The 17,016-nt window shown below is 71.8% G+C and carries 17 protein-coding genes; 9 read left to right on the forward strand and 8 right to left on the reverse strand.

Going from position 1 to position 17,016, the window contains the following annotated elements; translation table 11 throughout:
• Positions 1-15: 15 nt before the first annotated feature.
• From NMK44_RS32955 to NMK44_RS32965, 3 genes are all read right to left on the reverse strand, one after another.
• A complete protein-coding gene (locus tag NMK44_RS32955) occupies positions 16-1,425 on the reverse strand; it encodes an FAD-binding oxidoreductase (protein ID WP_254750018.1) in 1,410 nt (469 codons plus the stop codon).
• Positions 1,426-1,620: 195 nt separating this feature from the next.
• Positions 1,621-2,883, reverse strand: coding sequence for an acyltransferase family protein (locus NMK44_RS32960; protein ID WP_254750020.1), 1,263 nt, complete (start codon positions 2,881-2,883; stop codon positions 1,621-1,623).
• Positions 2,884-3,261: 378 nt separating this feature from the next.
• On the reverse strand, positions 3,262-4,482 hold the full coding sequence (locus NMK44_RS32965) for a cysteine desulfurase-like protein (RefSeq protein WP_254750022.1): 1,221 nt from the start codon (positions 4,480-4,482) through the stop codon (positions 3,262-3,264).
• Positions 4,483-4,791: 309 nt separating this feature from the next.
• Between NMK44_RS32965 and NMK44_RS32970 the strand changes: the two genes are divergently transcribed.
• From NMK44_RS32970 to NMK44_RS32985, 4 genes are all read left to right on the forward strand, one after another.
• Entirely contained in the window at positions 4,792-6,120 is a 1,329-nt protein-coding gene (locus tag NMK44_RS32970; RefSeq protein WP_374215374.1) for an AI-2E family transporter, read from the forward strand.
• A gap of 110 nt (positions 6,121-6,230) precedes the next feature.
• Complete coding sequence (locus tag NMK44_RS32975) at positions 6,231-6,680, forward strand: RrF2 family transcriptional regulator (protein ID WP_254750024.1); 450 nt, start codon at positions 6,231-6,233, stop codon at positions 6,678-6,680.
• 74 nt (positions 6,681-6,754) lie between these two features.
• Positions 6,755-7,960: a globin domain-containing protein gene (locus NMK44_RS32980; protein WP_254750026.1), complete on the forward strand. Its 1,206-nt coding sequence runs from the start codon at positions 6,755-6,757 to the stop codon at positions 7,958-7,960.
• Positions 7,961-8,118: 158 nt separating this feature from the next.
• Positions 8,119-8,937: a class I SAM-dependent methyltransferase gene (locus NMK44_RS32985; RefSeq protein ID WP_254750028.1), complete on the forward strand. Its 819-nt coding sequence runs from the start codon at positions 8,119-8,121 to the stop codon at positions 8,935-8,937.
• 51 nt (positions 8,938-8,988) lie between these two features.
• On the opposite strand, the gene NMK44_RS32990 is transcribed toward NMK44_RS32985, so the two are convergent.
• Positions 8,989-9,891 carry a CPBP family intramembrane glutamic endopeptidase gene (locus NMK44_RS32990; protein WP_254750030.1) on the reverse strand — a complete coding sequence of 301 codons (903 nt, stop codon included), beginning with the start codon at positions 9,889-9,891 and terminating at the stop codon, positions 8,989-8,991.
• A gap of 171 nt (positions 9,892-10,062) precedes the next feature.
• Here NMK44_RS32990 and NMK44_RS32995 point away from each other — a divergent pair, with 171 nt between their 5' ends.
• The 4 genes from NMK44_RS32995 to NMK44_RS33010 are packed head-to-tail and all read left to right on the forward strand — an operon-like array spanning position 10,063 to position 13,060.
• Entirely contained in the window at positions 10,063-11,343 is a 1,281-nt protein-coding gene (locus NMK44_RS32995) for a sensor histidine kinase (protein WP_254750032.1), read from the forward strand.
• Positions 11,340-12,017 (forward strand): response regulator, encoded by a 678-nt coding sequence (locus tag NMK44_RS33000; RefSeq protein ID WP_254750034.1) that lies wholly within the window; start codon positions 11,340-11,342, stop codon positions 12,015-12,017. Before NMK44_RS32995 ends, NMK44_RS33000 begins: the two co-directional genes overlap by 4 nt.
• Positions 12,018-12,060: 43 nt before the next feature.
• Positions 12,061-12,540: a macro domain-containing protein gene (locus NMK44_RS33005; RefSeq protein WP_254750036.1), complete on the forward strand. Its 480-nt coding sequence runs from the start codon at positions 12,061-12,063 to the stop codon at positions 12,538-12,540.
• Positions 12,541-12,586: 46 nt separating this feature from the next.
• Entirely contained in the window at positions 12,587-13,060 is a 474-nt protein-coding gene (locus NMK44_RS33010) for a nuclear transport factor 2 family protein (RefSeq protein ID WP_254750038.1), read from the forward strand.
• 9 nt (positions 13,061-13,069) lie between these two features.
• Here NMK44_RS33010 and NMK44_RS33015 read toward each other — a convergent pair whose 3' ends face one another.
• From NMK44_RS33015 to NMK44_RS33025, 3 genes are all read right to left on the reverse strand, one after another.
• The gene (locus NMK44_RS33015; protein WP_254750040.1) at positions 13,070-13,258 is read right to left on the reverse strand and encodes a DUF8122 domain-containing protein; all 189 of its coding nucleotides are present in this window, start codon (positions 13,256-13,258) and stop codon (positions 13,070-13,072) included.
• A 67-nt stretch (positions 13,259-13,325) separates the two neighbouring features.
• Positions 13,326-14,513: a hypothetical protein gene (locus NMK44_RS33020; RefSeq protein WP_254750042.1), complete on the reverse strand. Its 1,188-nt coding sequence runs from the start codon at positions 14,511-14,513 to the stop codon at positions 13,326-13,328.
• 8 nt (positions 14,514-14,521) lie between these two features.
• Positions 14,522-15,109, reverse strand: a complete 588-nt coding sequence (locus NMK44_RS33025; protein ID WP_254750044.1) for a hypothetical protein — start codon at positions 15,107-15,109, stop codon at positions 14,522-14,524.
• 202 nt (positions 15,110-15,311) lie between these two features.
• Between NMK44_RS33025 and NMK44_RS33030 the strand changes: the two genes are divergently transcribed.
• Positions 15,312-15,884, forward strand: a complete 573-nt coding sequence (locus NMK44_RS33030; RefSeq protein ID WP_254750046.1) for a YceI family protein — start codon at positions 15,312-15,314, stop codon at positions 15,882-15,884.
• Between the two features lie 29 nt (positions 15,885-15,913).
• On the opposite strand, the gene NMK44_RS33035 is transcribed toward NMK44_RS33030, so the two are convergent.
• The gene (locus NMK44_RS33035; protein WP_254750048.1) at positions 15,914-16,975 is read right to left on the reverse strand and encodes a PHP domain-containing protein; all 1,062 of its coding nucleotides are present in this window, start codon (positions 16,973-16,975) and stop codon (positions 15,914-15,916) included.
• Positions 16,976-17,016 lie beyond the last annotated feature (41 nt).

The raw sequence follows: 17,016 nt of genomic DNA on the forward strand, positions 1-17,016 counted from the left end.
TGGGCCGCGGGCCGGCTACCGTCCGGTCATCCCCGCGGTGGCCCGACGCGGTTTGATGTTGTGGTTGAACCGGAAGACATTGTCGGGGTCGTACCGGGCCTTCACCTCGGCCAGTCGCCGGTGGTTCTCGGGTCCGAAGCCCGCGATGACACGGTCCTCACCCTCGGCGCCGATGAAGTTGAGATACACCGCGCCACTGGACCACGGCTGGACGTCCTCACGCGTGGCACGCGCCCAGCGGCGGGCACGGTCGTCGTCGTCCGGGTCCTCCCACAGGCCGAAGGGGTGGACGATCCACGGCGCGCCGCGCCAGGGCACCGGGTAGTCCGCGGGTCCCCTGGCCACCGCCCCGCCCTGGGGGAACAGGACGTGCTGGGAGGGGGAAGGGACGACCATGTCCGCGGCGCGGGCACAGAACAGGTTCACCGCCGGATCGGGGAACGCGTCCAGGTACTCGGCCGACCAGTAGTTCCGGTAGCCGGGCGGATCGTCGAGCATGCACTGCAGATCGGCGTACGGCAGTTCCGTGATCATCTCGGCCTGGTGGCCGAGGCGCAGCAGTGGCGCGGCGACGGAACGGGCCTGCTGTTCCCGGCCGGCGTAGGTGATGACGGCGGCGCAGACGAGCTTGTTGACCATGTCCCCGGGGACGAAGTCCTCGGGCGGAGCGGTCAGGTAGAGGAAGCCACCGCCGATCTCGTCCGGCGCCGACTCCAGGAAGTCACGGTAGGCGCAGGCCACGTCCCGCCCCGCGCCGGGGCGCCACATCAGCAGCATGGCGGTGACGACGGGGAGCGGGTGCAGACGGAGCGCGAAGGAGGTGGCCACACCGAAGTTGCCGCCGCCTCCGTGCAGGGCCCAGAAGAGTTCGGGGTTCTCGTCCTCGCTGGTGTGCAGCGCCTCGCCCTGCGCGGTGACGAGGTCCACGGAGAGCAGGTTGTCACAGGCCAGGCCGAAGGCCCGGTCCAGCCAGCCGGTGCCGCCGCCCAGGACGAAGCCGCCGACGCCGGTGGTCGACACCCGGCCACCGGTGGTGGCCAGCTCATGCGGTTCGGTCGCCCGGTCCAGATCGCGCATCACGGCTCCGCCGCCCACCCGTGCCACCCGGGCGCCCGGGTCGACGGTCACCGCCCGCATCCGGCGGAGATCGATGACCAGGCCGTCGTCGCACACGGACATGCCCGCGACGCTGTGGCCACCGCCACGGACCGCGATCCGCAGTCCGTGGTCGCGGCCGAAGGAGATCGCGCGGCTGACGTCGTCCTGGCTCTCACACTGGACGATCACCGCCGGCCGGCGGTCGATCATGGCGTTGAAGACGGTGCGGGCGTCGTCGTAGACCGGATCGCCCGGCACGATCGCCTCACCCGCCAGTCCTTCGCGAAGACCGGCGAGGGCCGTGCCGTCGATACCACCGGGTGTCATGGAGCCCCGCTCTCTCCCCCCGGGGTGCCGCCCGGGCTCCCGTGGGGCGCGCCGGGCCCTCCTTTTCGATCGTAACGTCGGGGCGGGCCCGGGGCACGGCCGCGGGGGGGGGGGGGGGGGGCGCCCCCGCCCCGCCCCGGGGCCGGGCCCCCCCCCCCGGCCCCCCCCGGGGGCGGTGGCGGGCGATCGCGCAGGTCAGGGCATCGGGTCCTGCTGTGGTGCCCGCGCCACACGGTCACGGTCGGTGATGTCGCCTGCCGATGCGGGGTCTGCGCCGAGATCGTCCGTCGTGGTGGTGCGCGGGGGCATACCACCGGTCGTGGTGACCGGACGGCCGGGGAGCGGCCGGGGGCGGGAGTAGCGGCGCATCATGGGCAACTCCACGGTGCGCCACAGCACCAGGGAGACCAGGACGCACAGCGCGGCCACGCCGAGGGCGATGGCCGTGGCCGCGAGGGTGCCGAAGGTGCGCTCGCCGAGCAGCAGGCGCATCGCGTACAGGGTCGGGAAGTGGATCATGTACAGGGCGAAGGACGCCTCGCCGAGTACCACCAGTCCGCGCGTTCCGAGCCAGGTGGGGCGGCGGTCGATGTCGCGGCAGGCGAGGGCGGGGATCAGCGCGGCGAGCGGCAGACAAGTGGCGGCACCCCAGGTGTACTCGTCCGGCAGCCGGGGCTGTACCGCGAACAGGGCGATGAGGACGAGCAGCGGCCAGCGCATCCGGAGGGCGGGCCAGCGGCCCGCACGGACGGCGAGGGCGAGCAGGATGCCGAGGACGAACTCCAGCAGCCGCACCGGCGGGAAGAAGTAGATCAGCCACCAGCGCTCCATGGACAGCGGTGTCCAACTCCCGGTCGCGGCGTCCTCGGTGACAAGCGTGACCAGCGCGGGCGTGGCGAGGACCAGTGCGGCGATCAGGGCGATCAGGGGCCGGATCCGGCGGGCGGGCAGCGCGCTCAGCGGCCGGATCAGGAACGGGAAGAGCAGATAGAAGAACGCCTCGCAGGAGATGGACCAGGTCACCGGGTTCACACTGCTGAAGTCGGCCATGTCGGGGGCCCAGGTGTGGACCAGCAGCAGGTTCTTCACGGCCTCGTCGACGGCCGGGTCCGGTACGGGGAGCAGGGTGGCCGTCCCCGTCGCCAGCAGCAGGACCAGCATGAGGGTCCAGGTCACCGCGTGGTTGGGGAAGATCTTGACGAACCGGCGTCGCCAGAAGCGTCCGGCGGTGTCGTCCGGGCGGAGGGTCCAGGCCAGGACGAAGCCGCTGAGGAGGAAGAAGGAGGAGACCGCCCCGGCACTGAGCATCTGGGACCTGCCGGCGGCCTCATAGACCGACTCGTCCGCGAACAGTCTGCCCAGCGTCAGGACATGGCCGAAAAGGACCGCGCACGCCAGGAGAAACCGATATCCGGTGAGCGAGGGAAGCCTGTCCGGCTGCGGTAAGGCGCTGGCCATGGGATGCCCTTCCGTCATGTGGGGAGCGAACCGGAATGAGCATGCCCGGGGATGGATACCGGAGTACAGCGCGCGCGGGGGAAAGTATTTACGAGCGACGCCGGGAAAGGGCGGCCGAGGGCACACCACGGTCACCGCCCGCCCCGTGCCCTCGCCGTGCCCGGTTCGCCCGGTGGCGGCGCTCGATGACGGGTCGCCAGGTCATGACGCGGAGCGCGAGGACGCCTCCCCGGCGCATGCGCCGCGGCGCGTGAAGCCGCCGACGGCACGGCCACGGAATCGGGGCTTCCGTGTGCGCCGGGGCGCGGTGGGACACACCGCCGCGCCCCGGCGCACCCTCCGGTGGCCGGGTGCGCCGGGCCGACGGGACGGGGCGTTTCAGAGGTGCGTGACCGGCTTGCGCAGGAAGTCGGACAGGCCGTTGAGCAGCCGGTCCACCTCATCGGCGCTGGTGTAGGGGGCCAGTCCGACCCGGAGCCCTCCGGCGTCGCCGAGCCCCAGCCTGCGGGACGCTTCCAGGGCGTAGAACGAGCCTGACGGGGCGTCGACACCACGGGCGGCGAGGAAGCGGTGGGCGTCGGCGGTGTCACGTCCGTCGATGGTCAGCAGCAGGGTCGGAGTGCGGTGTGCGGCCCGGGAGTGGACGGTGATCGCGGCGAAGGAGGCGAGGCCGCCCTCGAGACGCAGCCGCAGGGAGTCCTCGTACCGCTCGAGTGCCACGAACGACGCGGCGAGCCGCTTCCGGCGGTCGCCCCCGGCCGAAGGGTCGAGACCTGCCAGGAAATCCACCGCGGCCCGCGCCCCGGCGAGGAATTCATAGGGAAGAGTGCCGAATTCAAAACGCTCGGGATCGGCGTCGGGCGACGGCAGGAGTTTGTCCGGACGCAGAGTTTCGAGGATTTCCGGACGGCTCGCCAGAACGCCGAGATGAGGGCCGAGGAATTTATACGGGGAGCAGGTGAGGAAATCGGCTCCGAGCCGGTCGATATCGACATGGGCGTGCGCGGTGCAGTGCACGCCGTCGACGTACAGCAGCGCTCCGGCCGCATGGACCCTCCGGGAGATCTCCGCGATCGCCGGACGGGTGCCGATGAGGTTCGAGGCCGCCGTGACGGCGACCAGCCGGGTGCGCCCGGTGAGCACGGCACTGATGTGATCGGGCGTCAGCTCCCCGGTCGCCGGGTCGAAGTCGGCCCAGCGCACGGTGGCACCCACCACCGCCGCCGCCTGCACCCACGGCCGGATGTTGGCATCGTGGTCCAGACGTGAGACCACGACCTCGTCACCCGGGGTCCAGGTCTTGGCGAGGGTGCGGGAGAAGTCGTACGCCAGCTGGGTGGCGCTACGACCGAAGACGACGGCGGCCGGATCCGCGCCGAGCAGATCGGCCAGCGCGCGCCGCGCCTCCGCGACGATCGTCTCGGCGTTCCGCTCACCCGTGGTGACCCGACCCCGGTTGGAGAGGGGGTTGGCCAGCGCCTCGGCGACGGCGTCGATGACGGGCCGGGGCGTCTGGGTGCCGGCCGGCCCGTCGAAGTGCGCCGATCCGGCCTCGAGAGCGGGGAACTGTGCACGGACGGCGGCGATGTCGTACGTCACGGGCGTCTCCTTCGACGGGTGATCGATTATGGAACCGCCGCGGGCCGGAGGAAACACCGTGACCCGCCACTCTCACCACGGGCTCCGGACACCGCGGCCGTGCGCACCCCGGCACAACCCACCGCGACCGGAGACCACCGGACCCGGCTGGGCTCGGCCCGGCGCGATCCGCCGCGCCCGGTGAGAGGTGGCGCACTCCCGGACTCCCGCCCTGCTTGAATCGATGTGTTCAGGATCAATCGGATAAACCAACTGAGTCCGGACACCTTCCCCGCGAAGGGCCGGGACGCAGAAGGCGGTGGCGCCGACGTGAGCAGCGGGTCTCTCCCTCCGTCCGACGGGCCGGAGCGCGGCGGGACGGCGGACGGCGGGGAGGGCCCGGCGGCTGACGGGGGCGCTCCGCGGCGCCCACGCCCCGCGCGCCGGGCAGCCACCGCCGGGGGCCGTGGGCGCCGCACCAGGCGGACGGCGTCGGCCCGCGCACGCTCCACCGGGTCCCCGGCGGTCGCCACGACCACGCGCGGCGCGGCCGGGGACGACGGGCTGGTCCATCCAGGGCTGCGGCTGGCCGCGGCGTACGCGTGGCGGATCCTGATCGTCGGGGCGGCCGTCTACCTGGCCTTCACGGTGCTGGGGCGCTTCGAACTGGTGGCGATCGCGGTGTTCCTGGCGCTGGTGGCCACGGCCCTGCTGCGCCCGCTGGCCGATCTGCTGGCGCGCGTGGCGCCCCGGCCCCTGGCGGTCGCGCTCGCGGTGTTCGGCAGCCTGTTCCTGGTACTGGGGCTGCTGGCGCTGGTGGGCAGCGCGGCGGCGGGTGAGGCGAGTTCCCTGGTGGGTGAGTTCCGCGGGGGCATCGGCCGGATCGAACGCTGGCTGGAGGGGCCACCGTTCCATGTCCGGCCCGGCACGCTGGCCGGACTGCACGACCGGCTCAATTCCTTTGTCTCCCGCAACCGCGGGGCGCTCATCAGCAGGGCGCTCAGCAGCGCGGGCCATGTGGTGGAGGCGCTGACGGCGGCGGTTCTCGCGCTGTTCTGCTCGATCTTCTTCGTCCACTCCGGCGACCGGATGTGGCGGTGGTTCCGCGGGCAGCTCCCGGAGGCCGCGCGGTCCCCGTGGGACCGCGCGGGGCGCGCGGCCTGGAGCACGTTCGCCGGATACACCCGGGGCATCATCCTGGTGGCGGCCACCAACGCGGCCATCGTCGGGGTCGTGCTGTTCCTGCTGCGGGTGCCACTGGCCCTGCCACTGACCCTGCTGGTGTTCTTCGCCACCTTCATCCCCCTGATCGGCTCACCGATCGCGCTCGCCGTGGCCACGGTGGTGGCACTGGCGGGGCGGGGCCCGGTGATCGCCGCGGTGGTGCTGGCACTCATCGTCCTCGTCGGACAGTTTGAGGGGCACGTACTGCATCCACTGGTGATGAGCTGGGCGGTCAGGCTGCATCCGGTGGTGGTCGCCATCTCGGTCATCGCCGGCAGCATCGTCGCGGGGGTGGTCGGGGCCGTGGTGGCCGTCCCCATGGTGTCCGTGGCGTGGTCGGTGACGCGCGCGCTGCGCGACCCCCCGCCCGACGGGCGCCGGACGGGGTCCGCGGACGGACCGGCCGCCGAGGAGGCCGGTCCCGGCGGGATCTGACGGGACCTCGGGCGGGGCCGCAGGGCCGGACCGAGTGCCCATCCCTTCCACGCCCTCCGACCCACACCCCTTAAGTTGCATCTCAGATTCGCATTATCTAATCTGCTGCCATGCGGCTGACGAAGTCAACGGATCTGGCCCTCCGGGCGATCATGCGCCTCGCGGTGACCGGCGACGAGCCGTGCACCGCGCGGCGGATCGCCGAGGAGATGCAGGTTCCGTACAGCCATCTGGCCAAAGTGGCCGCCCGGCTCCAGCACCTCGGCCTGATCGAGACCCGGCGGGGGCGCGGCGGCGGACTGGCGCTCACCGGGACCGGACGCACCGCTTCGATCGGGCAACTGGTCCGGGAGCTCGAGGGTGTCGGCGATGTCGTCGACTGCGAGGGGGACACCCCCTGCCCACTGCGCCAGGGCTGCCGGCTGCGGATGGCGCTGCGCCGGGCACAGGAGGCGTTCTACGCCACCCTCGACCCGCTGACGGTCGACGATCTGGTCGCCTCCCCCACCGGTCCGGTCCTGCTCGGACTGGTGGGCCGCGGACCCGGCCTGTCCCCTTGATCACGGGAGCTCCGTCATGCCGGACTTCTTCACGCCATTAAATGCGAATCTCACATACCAATTAGGAGCCTCCTATGCTCTCCCCGAAGTCGGCTGAGACCGTCCGCGCCACGCTGCCCGCCGTCGGCGAGGCCATCGGCACCATCACCGACCTCTTCTACCGGAGGCTGTTCGAGGCCCACCCCGAGCTGCTGCGACACCTGTTCAACCGCGGCAACCAGGCAGCGGGAACCCAGCGGCAGGCCCTCGCCGGGGCACTCGCCGCGTTCGCCACCGCCCTGGTGGAACAGCCCGGCGTCCGCCCCGACGCCATGCTCGGCCGGATCGCGCACAAGCACGCCTCGCTGGCCGTGACCCCCGCGCAGTATCCGATCGTGCACCGCCACCTGTCCGCCGCCATCGCGGAGGTGCTCGGCGACGCGGTCACCGAGGAGGTGGCCGCCGCCTGGGATGAGGTCTACTGGCTGATGGCCAACGCCCTGATCGAGATCGAACGGCGGCTGTACGCCGAGCAGGGGGCGCTGGCAGGGGGCACCTGGCGCCCGTGGACCGTGGTCGCACGGGTCCAGGAGACACCGGATGTGGTCACCTTCCGGATCCGGCCCGCGGACGACCGCCCGGCCCCGGCCTTCCGGGCCGGACAGTATGTCTCGGTCCAGGTCGAACTGGCCGACGGGGCACGGCAGATACGCCAGTACAGCCTGACCAACGCACCCGGTTCGACGGTGCGCTCCTTCACCGTCAAGCGGGTGCAGGAGGGGCGGGGGCCGGCGGGCGAGGTCTCGGGCCACCTGCACGACCGCGTCCGGGTGGGCGATGTGCTCAGCGTCTCGGCACCGTACGGCGATGTCGTACTCGACACCACCGGCAGCGACACCCCGCTGCTGCTGGTCTCGGCGGGCATCGGATGCACCCCGATGGTCGCCATGCTGGAGGACCTCGTCGACCGGGGACACCAGGGCCCGGTGACCGTCATCCACGCCGACCGCTCGGCCACCGCCCACGCACTGCGCCCCGACCAGGAACGGCTGGTCACCAAACTGGCCGACGGCACGGCCCACTTCTGGTACGAGCGGGCGGAGGCGGACCGGCCGGAGGCGCGCACCGGGCGGGTCGACCTCTCCACGATCGCCGTCCCCGAGGACGCACAGGTCTATCTGTGCGGCCCGCTGCCCTTCATGCGGACCGTCCGCGCCCAGCTGCTGGACCGGGGTGTACACCCCGCCGCCGTCCACTACGAGGTCTTCGGCCCCGATCTGTGGCTGGCCGCCCAGGACTGACACCGCGGCGGACCGCCGAGTTGGCGGGAAGTACTCGAACAGCCCAGGGCACGGTCGCCTTCGCCAGGGAAGACATGGGACCGTACGCACACGGACGCTGACACTCCGTGCCCGATTCCACTTCAGGGCCGCCGGTACCCCCCATCGACCGAGGAACCATGGATCAGGAAAAGATCACTCTCAGCGGCACGCAGGAGACCATGCTGGCCACGCTCTACGCCAGGGCGGTGGACAGCCGCTCACCGGATACCGTCCTGGGCGACACCGCCGCCCAGGCGGCGGTGGAGCGCGTCGCCTACGACTTCGGCAAAACGGGGATGACGGCCACGACGGCGGTGGGCGTGGCGCTGCGGGCCAAACAGCTCGACGACTGGACGACCGAGTTCCTCGCGGAGCACCAGAAGGCCACCGTGCTGCACCTGGCCTGTGGTCTGGACACCCGTGTCCAGCGGCTCGATCCGCCGTCGTCGGTGCGCTGGATCGACGTCGACTTCCCGGACGTCGTCGAACTGCGCCGACGGCTCCTCCCGGTGCCGTCGGGCGACTACCAGATGGTCGCCTCCTCGGTGACCGACGAGGCATGGCTGGATGAGGTGCCCGACGACCGGCCGACCGTGGCGGTCTTCGAGGGCCTGACGATGTATCTGACCGAGGAGGAGGGCAAACGGCTGATCCAGCGGATCACCGGCCGCTTCCCCAGCGGACAGCTGCTGTTCGACTGTTACGGCTCCCTGGGCATCAGACTCCAGAAGTGTGTTCCGGCGGTGCGCAACGCCGGGGCGACACTCCACTGGGGGCTGGACGACCCCTATGAGCTGGAGGGCTGGCACGACGGACTGACCTGTCTGGACACGGTACGCAGCGTGGACATGCCGGGGCTGGAGAAGATGCCCGCCTCGGGTCGGATGAGCATGAAGGTGATGGCCCATCTGCCCGGCTTCCGGGATGTGGGCCGCATCCTGCGCTACCGCTTCTGACCGGACACCGTCCGGCGCCGGATGGTCCCGGCGCCGGACCGTGGCGATGCCTCACCGTGTCGGCACCTTCTGAGGCGGTCGTACCCGCAGCCGGTATCCGGCCCACAGGGCGAGCGCGGCCACGGGAATGGTGGGGAGCATCGAGGTGACGAGGGCGCCGTGGGCGGGGCCGTGGCCGTCGTCGGCGGTGAGCAACTGCCCGGTGAGCAGGAAGAGCACCATGTTGTTCCCCGCATGGGCCAGGCTCGCCACCCACACCGTGCCACTGCGCAGATACAGCCAGGCGAGGACCACTTCCTGGCACAGGAACATGACGGTCCACATCGCCAGGCCGAGAACCACGTCCGAGAAGCGGACATAGCCGATGAAGGCCAGCGGAAAGTGCCAGCACGCCCAGATCAGACCTGTGGCGACGATGGACGGCAGCGGACGGCCGCCGAACAGCCGCGGCCGCAGATAGCTCGTCCAGCCGAACTCCTCACCCCAGTACAGCGGGGTGAGGAGGGGAAGGACCAGCATCAGGCCGATCACCGCAGCCCACCCCGGCACCCCCGGCGACAGCTCGTCCAGGGGCGACAGGTCGGGACGCCACAGGCCGAGCACGGCCGCGCACCCCATGGTCACCGCCGCGACGGCCAACGGGCCGAGCCACGCGATGAGGTAGTACGCCCAGGCGGACCGCAGACGCAGCGCGAGGCCCGCGTCGGCGAACCCCTCCCGGGTGGCCCAGCGCCGGACCACCACGGCCGCGATGCCCGGCACGCAGAAGGCCGGGAGTTGCAGCAGCGGGTTGAGCGCCGAGAGACCGAGGAGGGTGTGGCCGATCAGAAGCCAGAGCCAGGTGCCCGCGAAGGACAGGACGAGGAACACCACCGGTCCTCGGGCCGGTGACGGTGTGGTGGCCGGTGGTGCCGGCGGGGTGGTCCGCGGGGTCCCGGTGGTGGTCGACGGCATCGGCGTTCGCCCTTCGTATCGCTGCGACGGGTTGGCAGCGCAGAAGGTGTCATGCGGTGAGAGCCGGACACATCGCCGTCCGGAGTGAACTCCACATCGCTCAAAACGGCGATATGAACTGGCTCTTGGGAGGGAGGCGGCCCGAACCGGCCCGCGGCTACTGTGCGGACCATGCACACGTTGATCCGTCCGATGTTCACCACGGCCACCCTCCGGGGCTGGGCCCATGCGCTGCTCGGGGCGGCCTTGAGCGTGCCACCGCTGACGGCCGCCGTCCTGTCGGCTCCGGCCCGGTGGCAGCTTCCGGCCCGTATCGCGGGCTTCACTCTCGCGCTGGTCGTCGTGGTCACCGCCCTGGGCGCGCCGCGCGGCGCACGCCGTGGCTGTGTAGGGCTGGCCAATCGCCTGCTGGGCACCGGACTTCCGCTCCCGGCCGCCGAGTCACCGCGATCGCGGTGGACCAACCGGCTGCGTACCACGGCATGGCTGGTACCGCATATGGCGGTGGGGGTGGCGGTGACCGCCGTGACGGGTCTGCTCGTCTTCGGCGCCGTGGCGTTTCCGGCGGTGTGGTGGGGCGGTGGCGGCGAGATCACCGTCCTCGAAGGCCGGGTCACCGTACCCGCGGGCGGCGCGGGGCTGTGGACGCCCCTGGTCTCCGTGGTGTGCCTGCTGTGCGCGGGATACACGACGGTGGTCGGTACGGCGGCGCTGCGGCTGCTGGCCCCGGTCTTCCTCGACCACCGGCCCGCCGAGCGGCTGGCCGCGGCCGAGGAACGGATGGATGTGCTGAGGGAACGGAACCGGCTGGCCCAGGAGTTGCACGACTCCATCGGGCATACGCTCACCGCGTCGACCATCCAGGCCGCGGTGGCCGGGGAGCTGCTGGAGCGTGATCCGCACGCGGCCCGGCGGGCGCTCACCAGCATCGAGGAGACGTCGCGCGCGGCGATGGACGACCTGGACCATGTGCTGGGCGCGCTCCGCGACGAGCAGGCCCCGAAGGCGCCGCAGCGCACTCTGGCCGATCTCGACGCCCTCGTGGAGTCGGTGCGGCAGGCGGGCGCCGAGCTGCGGATGGAGCGCGGTGGCGATCTGGAGCAGGTGCCGGCGGCCGTGTCCCGGGAGGCGTACCGCATCGCACAGGAGGGGCTGACCAACGCGTTGCGGTACGGCGAGAGGACGGGGATGCGGCTACGGGTCGAGGTGCGCCGCGGACGGCTGGAGGTGGAACTCGTCAATCTGGTCCGCCCTGGGGGCGATGGCCCGGCGGCCCGCGGGAACGGACGGTCCGGCCAGGGGCGTCAGGGGCTGAAGGGGATCGCCGAACGGGTGCGGCTGCTGCGCGGTGAGGTCTCGGCGGGGCCCGTGGACGCACCGTCCGACGGAGGGTCGGCGGACGTGGCGCGGTGGCGGCTGATGGCACGGCTGCCGCTGGGAGCGGGGCGATGAGCGCGACGGACGCGGCGGATCCGGTGAACAGCACCGTGCGGGTGCTCGTGGTCGACGACGAGGAGCTGACCCGGACCGGACTGCGCACCCTGCTGTCCGCCAAGCCCGGCCTCACCGTCGTCGGCGAGGCGGCGGACGGCTCCGAGGTGCTGCCGCTGGTGAGGGCGTTGCGCCCCGATATCGTCCTGATGGATGTGCGGATGCCCACCCTCAACGGCATCGAGGCGACCCGGCAGTTGCGGACCACGCTGTCCGAGCCGCCGAAGGTCATCGTGATCACCACCTTCGAGAACGACGCGTACGTCTATGACGCACTGGAGGCGGGCGCCGACGGTTTCATCCGCAAGCGGGCTCCGTCACAGCAGATCGCCCAGGCCATCCATCTGGTGGCGACCGGCGACTCGATGCTCTTCCCCGACGCCGTACGCCGTCTGGCCACCGGTCGGCCGGTGCGGCCGGAGGCGGCGGCGCGGGCCGCCGCACTCACCCGCCGGGAGACGGAGATCCTCCGGCAGATGGCGCGGGGGCTGTCCAATCAGGAGATCGCGGACGAGCTGACCGTGAGCCTGGAGACGGTCAAGACGCATGTGGGCAATGTGCTGGCGAAACTGGGCACCGGGAACCGGACGCAGGCGGTGATCCTGGCTTTCCAGGCCGGGCTGGCCCCGCACTGAAATGCGCGGGCGCGCTGTCAGGGGTCGGCCGTACGGTGAGGCCATGGGGGACATCGTGTACGTCCGCGGGGACGCCACCTCACCGCGCGGCAAGGGACAGAAGATCATCGCTCATGTCTGCAACGACCTGGGCGGCTGGGGCAAGGGCTTTGTGCTGGCGGTCTCGCGCCGCTGGCCGGAGCCGGAGGCGGCGTACCGGCGCTGGCACCAGGAGCGCGCGGGCAATGACTTCGGCCTGGGCGCCGTGCAGTTCATCCGGGTGAGCCCGTATCTGACCGTGGCGAACATGATCGGTCAGCGGGGAACGCGTCGCGGCAGCAAGGGTGTTCCGGTGCGGTACGAGGCGATCGACACCGCCCTGGGCACGGTGGCGGCCAGAGCCGTCGAGGACGGCGCCTCGGTCCATATGCCGCGCATCGGCTGCGGATTGGCGGGTGGCCGCTGGTCGCGCGTCGAACCGCTGATCGCGGCGCGGTTGGCGGGCCGGGGTGTTCCGGTGACGGTCTACGATCATGACGGCTGAGCCGGTGCGCGGGCGCGGCCCGCGATGATCCGCAAGGGGAAAGACCATGGATGACCGAGATCTCGGCCCGCTGGACCGGCTGCTCGCCGAACGGGCCTGTGAACGCCTGATCATCGACTTTCTGCACCGGCTCGATCTCGGTGATCCGAGTTCGGTGGCGGAGCTGTTCACGGAGGACGGCGTGTGGGAGTGGCCCGCCGGGGACCGGCGCGTGGAGGGACGCGAGGCGCTCGGGGCGTACTTCGGCTCCCGCCCGGCGGACCGGCTCTCGCGCCGTCTGACCTCCAACATCGCGGTCACGGTGCATTCCGCGACCACGGCCCGCGCCACGTCCTACTTCGCCACCTACCGGGTCGACGGCTACCGGGAGGGCATCGTCCCACCGCGGGTGCCCTCGAACGTGGGGCACTACGAGGACAGGTTCCGCGCGGTGGCGGGGCGCTGGCTGCTCGCCTCCCGGACCACACACCTGGCGTTCGGCGGACCGACCGAACGGCTGGGGACCGCGGAGGACTCGTAGCCGACGGGTTCAGCCGGTGCCGGCGGCCGCTCCACAGCGTGCGCAGCGGTCATGGGGAACGGTGTCCTGGAACGCGCCGCAGGTGGGGCAGACACGGTCCAGCCAGCAGGCCGGGTCGCCGCCCTCGGGCTCCGTGGGCACCCGTCGGTCCTCCGGCTCCTCCCGTCGGCCGCCACCGGACTCAGCCGTCCCGCTCATGACCCGCACCTCCGTCACCCGCCACCTCGCCGGCACCCCTGCGTCGGACGGTACCCCCTGGCCGCTCTCAGGAGGGCACTCCGTCCAGGACTCCGGTCCACAGTCCGAGCGCGGGAACACCGGTGGCCACCGCGAAGACCCAGGCGGCGGCGACCGCCCGGGAGTAGGGAGCCGGAGGCCCTCCGGCTCGTCCGGGGGTGAGGGCGCGCAGCCGGGCGGCCTTCTGCGGGGTGGGGTTCCGGTCCTGCTGACGGGCCAGGAAGGTGGCGACGAGACCGGCCGACTCCGGGTCGTGGGCCAGTGCCTCGGCGTCCGCGCGCATCTCCATCAGCGTCACCATCAGCCGGCGGGCCCGGCTGTTGGCGTAGAGACCACCGGTGAGGGCGGATGTGAAGACCGTCAGGGAGACGAGGGTCTGACCGGAGGTCTCCATCGGGGTGACGGCGAGGGCCGCCACGGAGTCGAACCACACGGCGAGCTTTCCCGCCGCCGGTACGTGGCGCAGATAGCGGCGCCGCATCGGATCCCCGTGGCGCAGGTGGGAGATCTCATGACGGAGCAGCACCGCCCCGACCGGCGTCCGCAGCAGCGCCCGCCAGCTCCGGGGAATGATGACGTGGACCGTGGGCCTGCGGACGTTGAGGGAGAAGGCGTGGTAGACGAAGACACCCGCCGCGGCGACGATGGCCACGGCCGTCACCAGAAGGGGGACGAGGAGGGCGTCGTCATCGACCGACGGGTCCAGCCGGTCTCCCAGCAGGGCGACGGCGAAACCGGCGGCGGCACCCACCACCCACACGGACTTGCGGCGCTGGAGCCGGGCCCCCCAGTCCTCCATCCGGCCGAGGAGGCCCGGTGAGGGCTGCGGGATGTGCACCACCTTGAGCCCCGAGTCCGGGGACCAGCTGGACACGGCATGGAGCCGTGCGGTGTCCAGCCCGGCCGCGTGAAAGGTGTCCCGGACGCGCTTCCAGCCCTTCGACGTCCAGTCGATCCCGGTCAGCCTCTCGTCCGCCTCACGGCCGCTCAGGGAGTCCGAACGCCACTCGTTGATCAGCGGGGCGAGGAAGAACGCGAGGACCAGGACGGTGAGCAGCGCCGTCCCGCCGATCGCCGCGGGCACGCTCAGCGCGTCGTCGCCGGTGACCGTCACACTGGCGCCGGTGGCGGGCGCGGCGCACACCGGGCCCAGGAGGATCAGCCAGCACACCCGCTCGGCCCGGCGCAGTCGGACGACCGGGGATCCGGTGGCCACGGTGGGCGCTACCGAGGCCCGTTCCCACCGTCCGACGGCTCGGTTTCCGGTTCGGGTCCGGAGGCGCCCGACGGCTCGGGACAGCGCGACGGCCCGGCACCGGGTGGCGCTGACGCGGCGCGGACGACTGCTTCCGCCTGGATCCGCACGACGGCCCGTACCGTCTCCGGGTCCACCTCCGGGGGCAGCCTCAGCTCGACCGTCACCCGGTGGGCGAGCGCCGCCGTGCCCTCCTCCCCGCTGTCGTCACCCTCACCGTCATCGCCACCGCGCAGACACCGGGTGAGATAGCCGATGGCGTCCCGCAGGCCGCGCTCGATGGCCATGTCGGTCGCCGTCGACAGCACCTTGAAGGCGATCTGGCCGAGCACGGACAGCCCGATGGCCAGATACACATGGGTGTCGACCGCCGGTGCCCCGCTGGTGTCGTCGAAGAACTCCCCCGCGCCCGGCACCCGGCGTCCGGCGCGCAGCTCCTCCGCGAACTCGTCGAAGAGCTCCTCGTGCTCCTCCTCCGCGACGGCGAGCGCGGACGCGTCGACCATCGTGAGGATCCGCTCGATGGTGGTGTCGCTGAGCCCCGTCATGTCCGTCATACGTCCCCCCGGTGCGCCCCGCCACGGACGGGCGTGCGCCACGGATTCACGGTAGCCCGATCGGAGTGGGTGATGTGATGACTTACGGCAAATAGGTGAACTCACCGTGCATTTCGCGTATGGCCCGCCGGGACGGTCCACCGCGTCTGACGCATGATCGGTCCGGGGCGGACCGGAGCCGATCACACGTCAGGAAGTGGATATGGCAGTCACCAGGTGGTTCTTCGAGCCCGGTCATACGGGCGCCGAATTCACCGCACGCCACATGATGGTCACGTATGTGCGCGGGCAGCTCAAGAACATCGAGGGGTTCCTGGAGGTGGACCCGGAGAAGCCGGAGAACGCCCGGGTGGGGGCGACGATCGACGCCACCGAGGTGTACACCGGCCAGCCGCAGCGCGACGCGCATCTGCGCAGCGCGGACTTCTTCGACGTCGAGAACCATCCGACGTGGACCTACTCGGGTACCGGTGTCACCCAGCTCAGCGAGACCGAGTTCGATGTGGACGGGGAGCTCACCGTGCGCGGGGTCACCCGTCCCGTACCGCTGCGGGTGACCTATCTGGGGCAGTGGGACACGCCCTGGTGGGAAGGGGACCAGGACCTCGGACCGCGGCGCCGCGCGGGCTTCGTCGCCACCGCCCGGATCAACCGGCAGGACTTCGGCGTGTCCTGGAACGACACCGTGGACCGCGGCGGTGTGGTGGTCAGCGACATGGTCGACCTCACGATCGACATCGAGGCGGTGCTCGATCCCGCGGGCCCCCGGGGCTGAGGGCGGCGACGAGGCGGGATCCCCGGCGGTCAGTCTCCACCGGCCGTACGGCGGGCGGCGGTGCGACGCGGCGCCTTGCGGGTCCGCGTCCATTCCAGGAGCTGCCGTTCGGTCCAGGTGGTGATGACACGTTCCGCGGGCACCTCGCACTCCACCGCGCGGATGCATCCGTTGATCTGCCAGTCGAGCTGGCCGGGCGCGTGGGCGTCGGTGTCGATGGAGAAGAAGGTGCCCGCCGCGACGGCTTCACGGAGCAGCCGTCGCGGCGGATCCAGCCGTTCGGGGCGGCAGTTGATCTCCACGGCGGTGCCCGACTCCGCGCAGGCGCCGAAGACCTCGGCCGGATCGAACACGGACTCCGGACGTTTGCCGTCGAGCAGCCGTCCGGTGCAGTGGCCCAGCACGTCGACATGCGGATTGCGGACCGCGGCCACCATCCGGCGGGTCATGGGCAGGGCGTCCATCCGCAGCTTGGAGTGGACCGAGGCGACGACCACGTCCAGCCGCCCGAGCAGGTCCGGCTCCTGGTCGAGGGAGCCGTCCGGGAGGATGTCGACCTCGATACCGGTGAGCAGCCGGAACGGGGCCAGGCTCGTGCGCAGCCCGTCCACCACGTCGAGCTGTGCGCGCAGCCGCTCCGCCGACAGGCCGCCCGCCACCGTCAGCCGGGGTGAGTGGTCGGTCAGCACCGCCCACTCATGGCCGAGGCGCGCCGCCGTACGCGCCATCAGCTCGATCGGGGAGCCGCCGTCGGACCAGTCGGAGTGGAGGTGGCAGTCACCGCGCAGCGCGGCGCGCAACGCGGCCGCCGCCGGGTCGGGCTCCCGGGCGTTCTCCTCGTCCTCGGCCTCCAGGCCGGCCAGGTACGCCGGGACCTCGCCACGCACCGCTTCCCGCACCACCTGCGAGGTCTTGGGGCCGATCCCCTTGAGCGAGGTGAGGGTGTTCGCCCCGGCCCTGCGCCGAACCTCCTCCGGGGACAGCTCGGACAGCAGGGCCTCGGCGGTGCGGAACGCGCGTACGCGGTAGGTGGGCGCCTGGGCGCGTTCCAGCAGGAACGCGATGCGGTCCAGGGCGGTCAGCGGATCCATCGCACTCCCCTTCCGGCCGTCGCGTGTTCGCTGCCCTTCTC

The sequence above is a fragment of the Streptomyces cucumeris genome (assembly GCF_024295805.1).
In the GTDB taxonomy this organism is placed as follows: domain Bacteria; phylum Actinomycetota; class Actinomycetes; order Streptomycetales; family Streptomycetaceae; genus Streptomyces; species Streptomyces cucumeris.

Bases quoted from the DNA above. Each gene is read 5' to 3' on its own strand.
- NMK44_RS32960 (WP_254750020.1), bottom strand. From the start codon at position 2,883: ATGGCCAGCGCCTTACCGCAGCCGGACAGGCTTCCCTCGCTCACCGGA.
- NMK44_RS32990 (WP_254750030.1), bottom strand. From the start codon at position 9,891: ATGCCGTCGACCACCACCGGGACCCCGCGGACCACCCCGCCGGCACCA.
- NMK44_RS33015 (WP_254750040.1), bottom strand. From the start codon at position 13,258: ATGAGCGGGACGGCTGAGTCCGGTGGCGGCCGACGGGAGGAGCCGGAG.
- NMK44_RS32995 (WP_254750032.1), top strand. From the start codon at position 10,063: ATGCACACGTTGATCCGTCCGATGTTCACCACGGCCACCCTCCGGGGC.
- NMK44_RS32975 (WP_254750024.1), top strand. From the start codon at position 6,231: ATGCGGCTGACGAAGTCAACGGATCTGGCCCTCCGGGCGATCATGCGC.
- NMK44_RS33010 (WP_254750038.1), top strand. From the start codon at position 12,587: ATGGATGACCGAGATCTCGGCCCGCTGGACCGGCTGCTCGCCGAACGG.
- NMK44_RS32955 (WP_254750018.1), bottom strand. From the start codon at position 1,425: ATGACACCCGGTGGTATCGACGGCACGGCCCTCGCCGGTCTTCGCGAA.
- NMK44_RS33025 (WP_254750044.1), bottom strand. From the start codon at position 15,109: ATGACGGACATGACGGGGCTCAGCGACACCACCATCGAGCGGATCCTC.
- NMK44_RS33000 (WP_254750034.1), top strand. From the start codon at position 11,340: ATGAGCGCGACGGACGCGGCGGATCCGGTGAACAGCACCGTGCGGGTG.
- NMK44_RS32985 (WP_254750028.1), top strand. From the start codon at position 8,119: ATGGATCAGGAAAAGATCACTCTCAGCGGCACGCAGGAGACCATGCTG.
- NMK44_RS33035 (WP_254750048.1), bottom strand. From the start codon at position 16,975: ATGGATCCGCTGACCGCCCTGGACCGCATCGCGTTCCTGCTGGAACGC.
- NMK44_RS32980 (WP_254750026.1), top strand. From the start codon at position 6,755: ATGCTCTCCCCGAAGTCGGCTGAGACCGTCCGCGCCACGCTGCCCGCC.
- NMK44_RS33030 (WP_254750046.1), top strand. From the start codon at position 15,312: ATGGCAGTCACCAGGTGGTTCTTCGAGCCCGGTCATACGGGCGCCGAA.
- NMK44_RS33005 (WP_254750036.1), top strand. From the start codon at position 12,061: ATGGGGGACATCGTGTACGTCCGCGGGGACGCCACCTCACCGCGCGGC.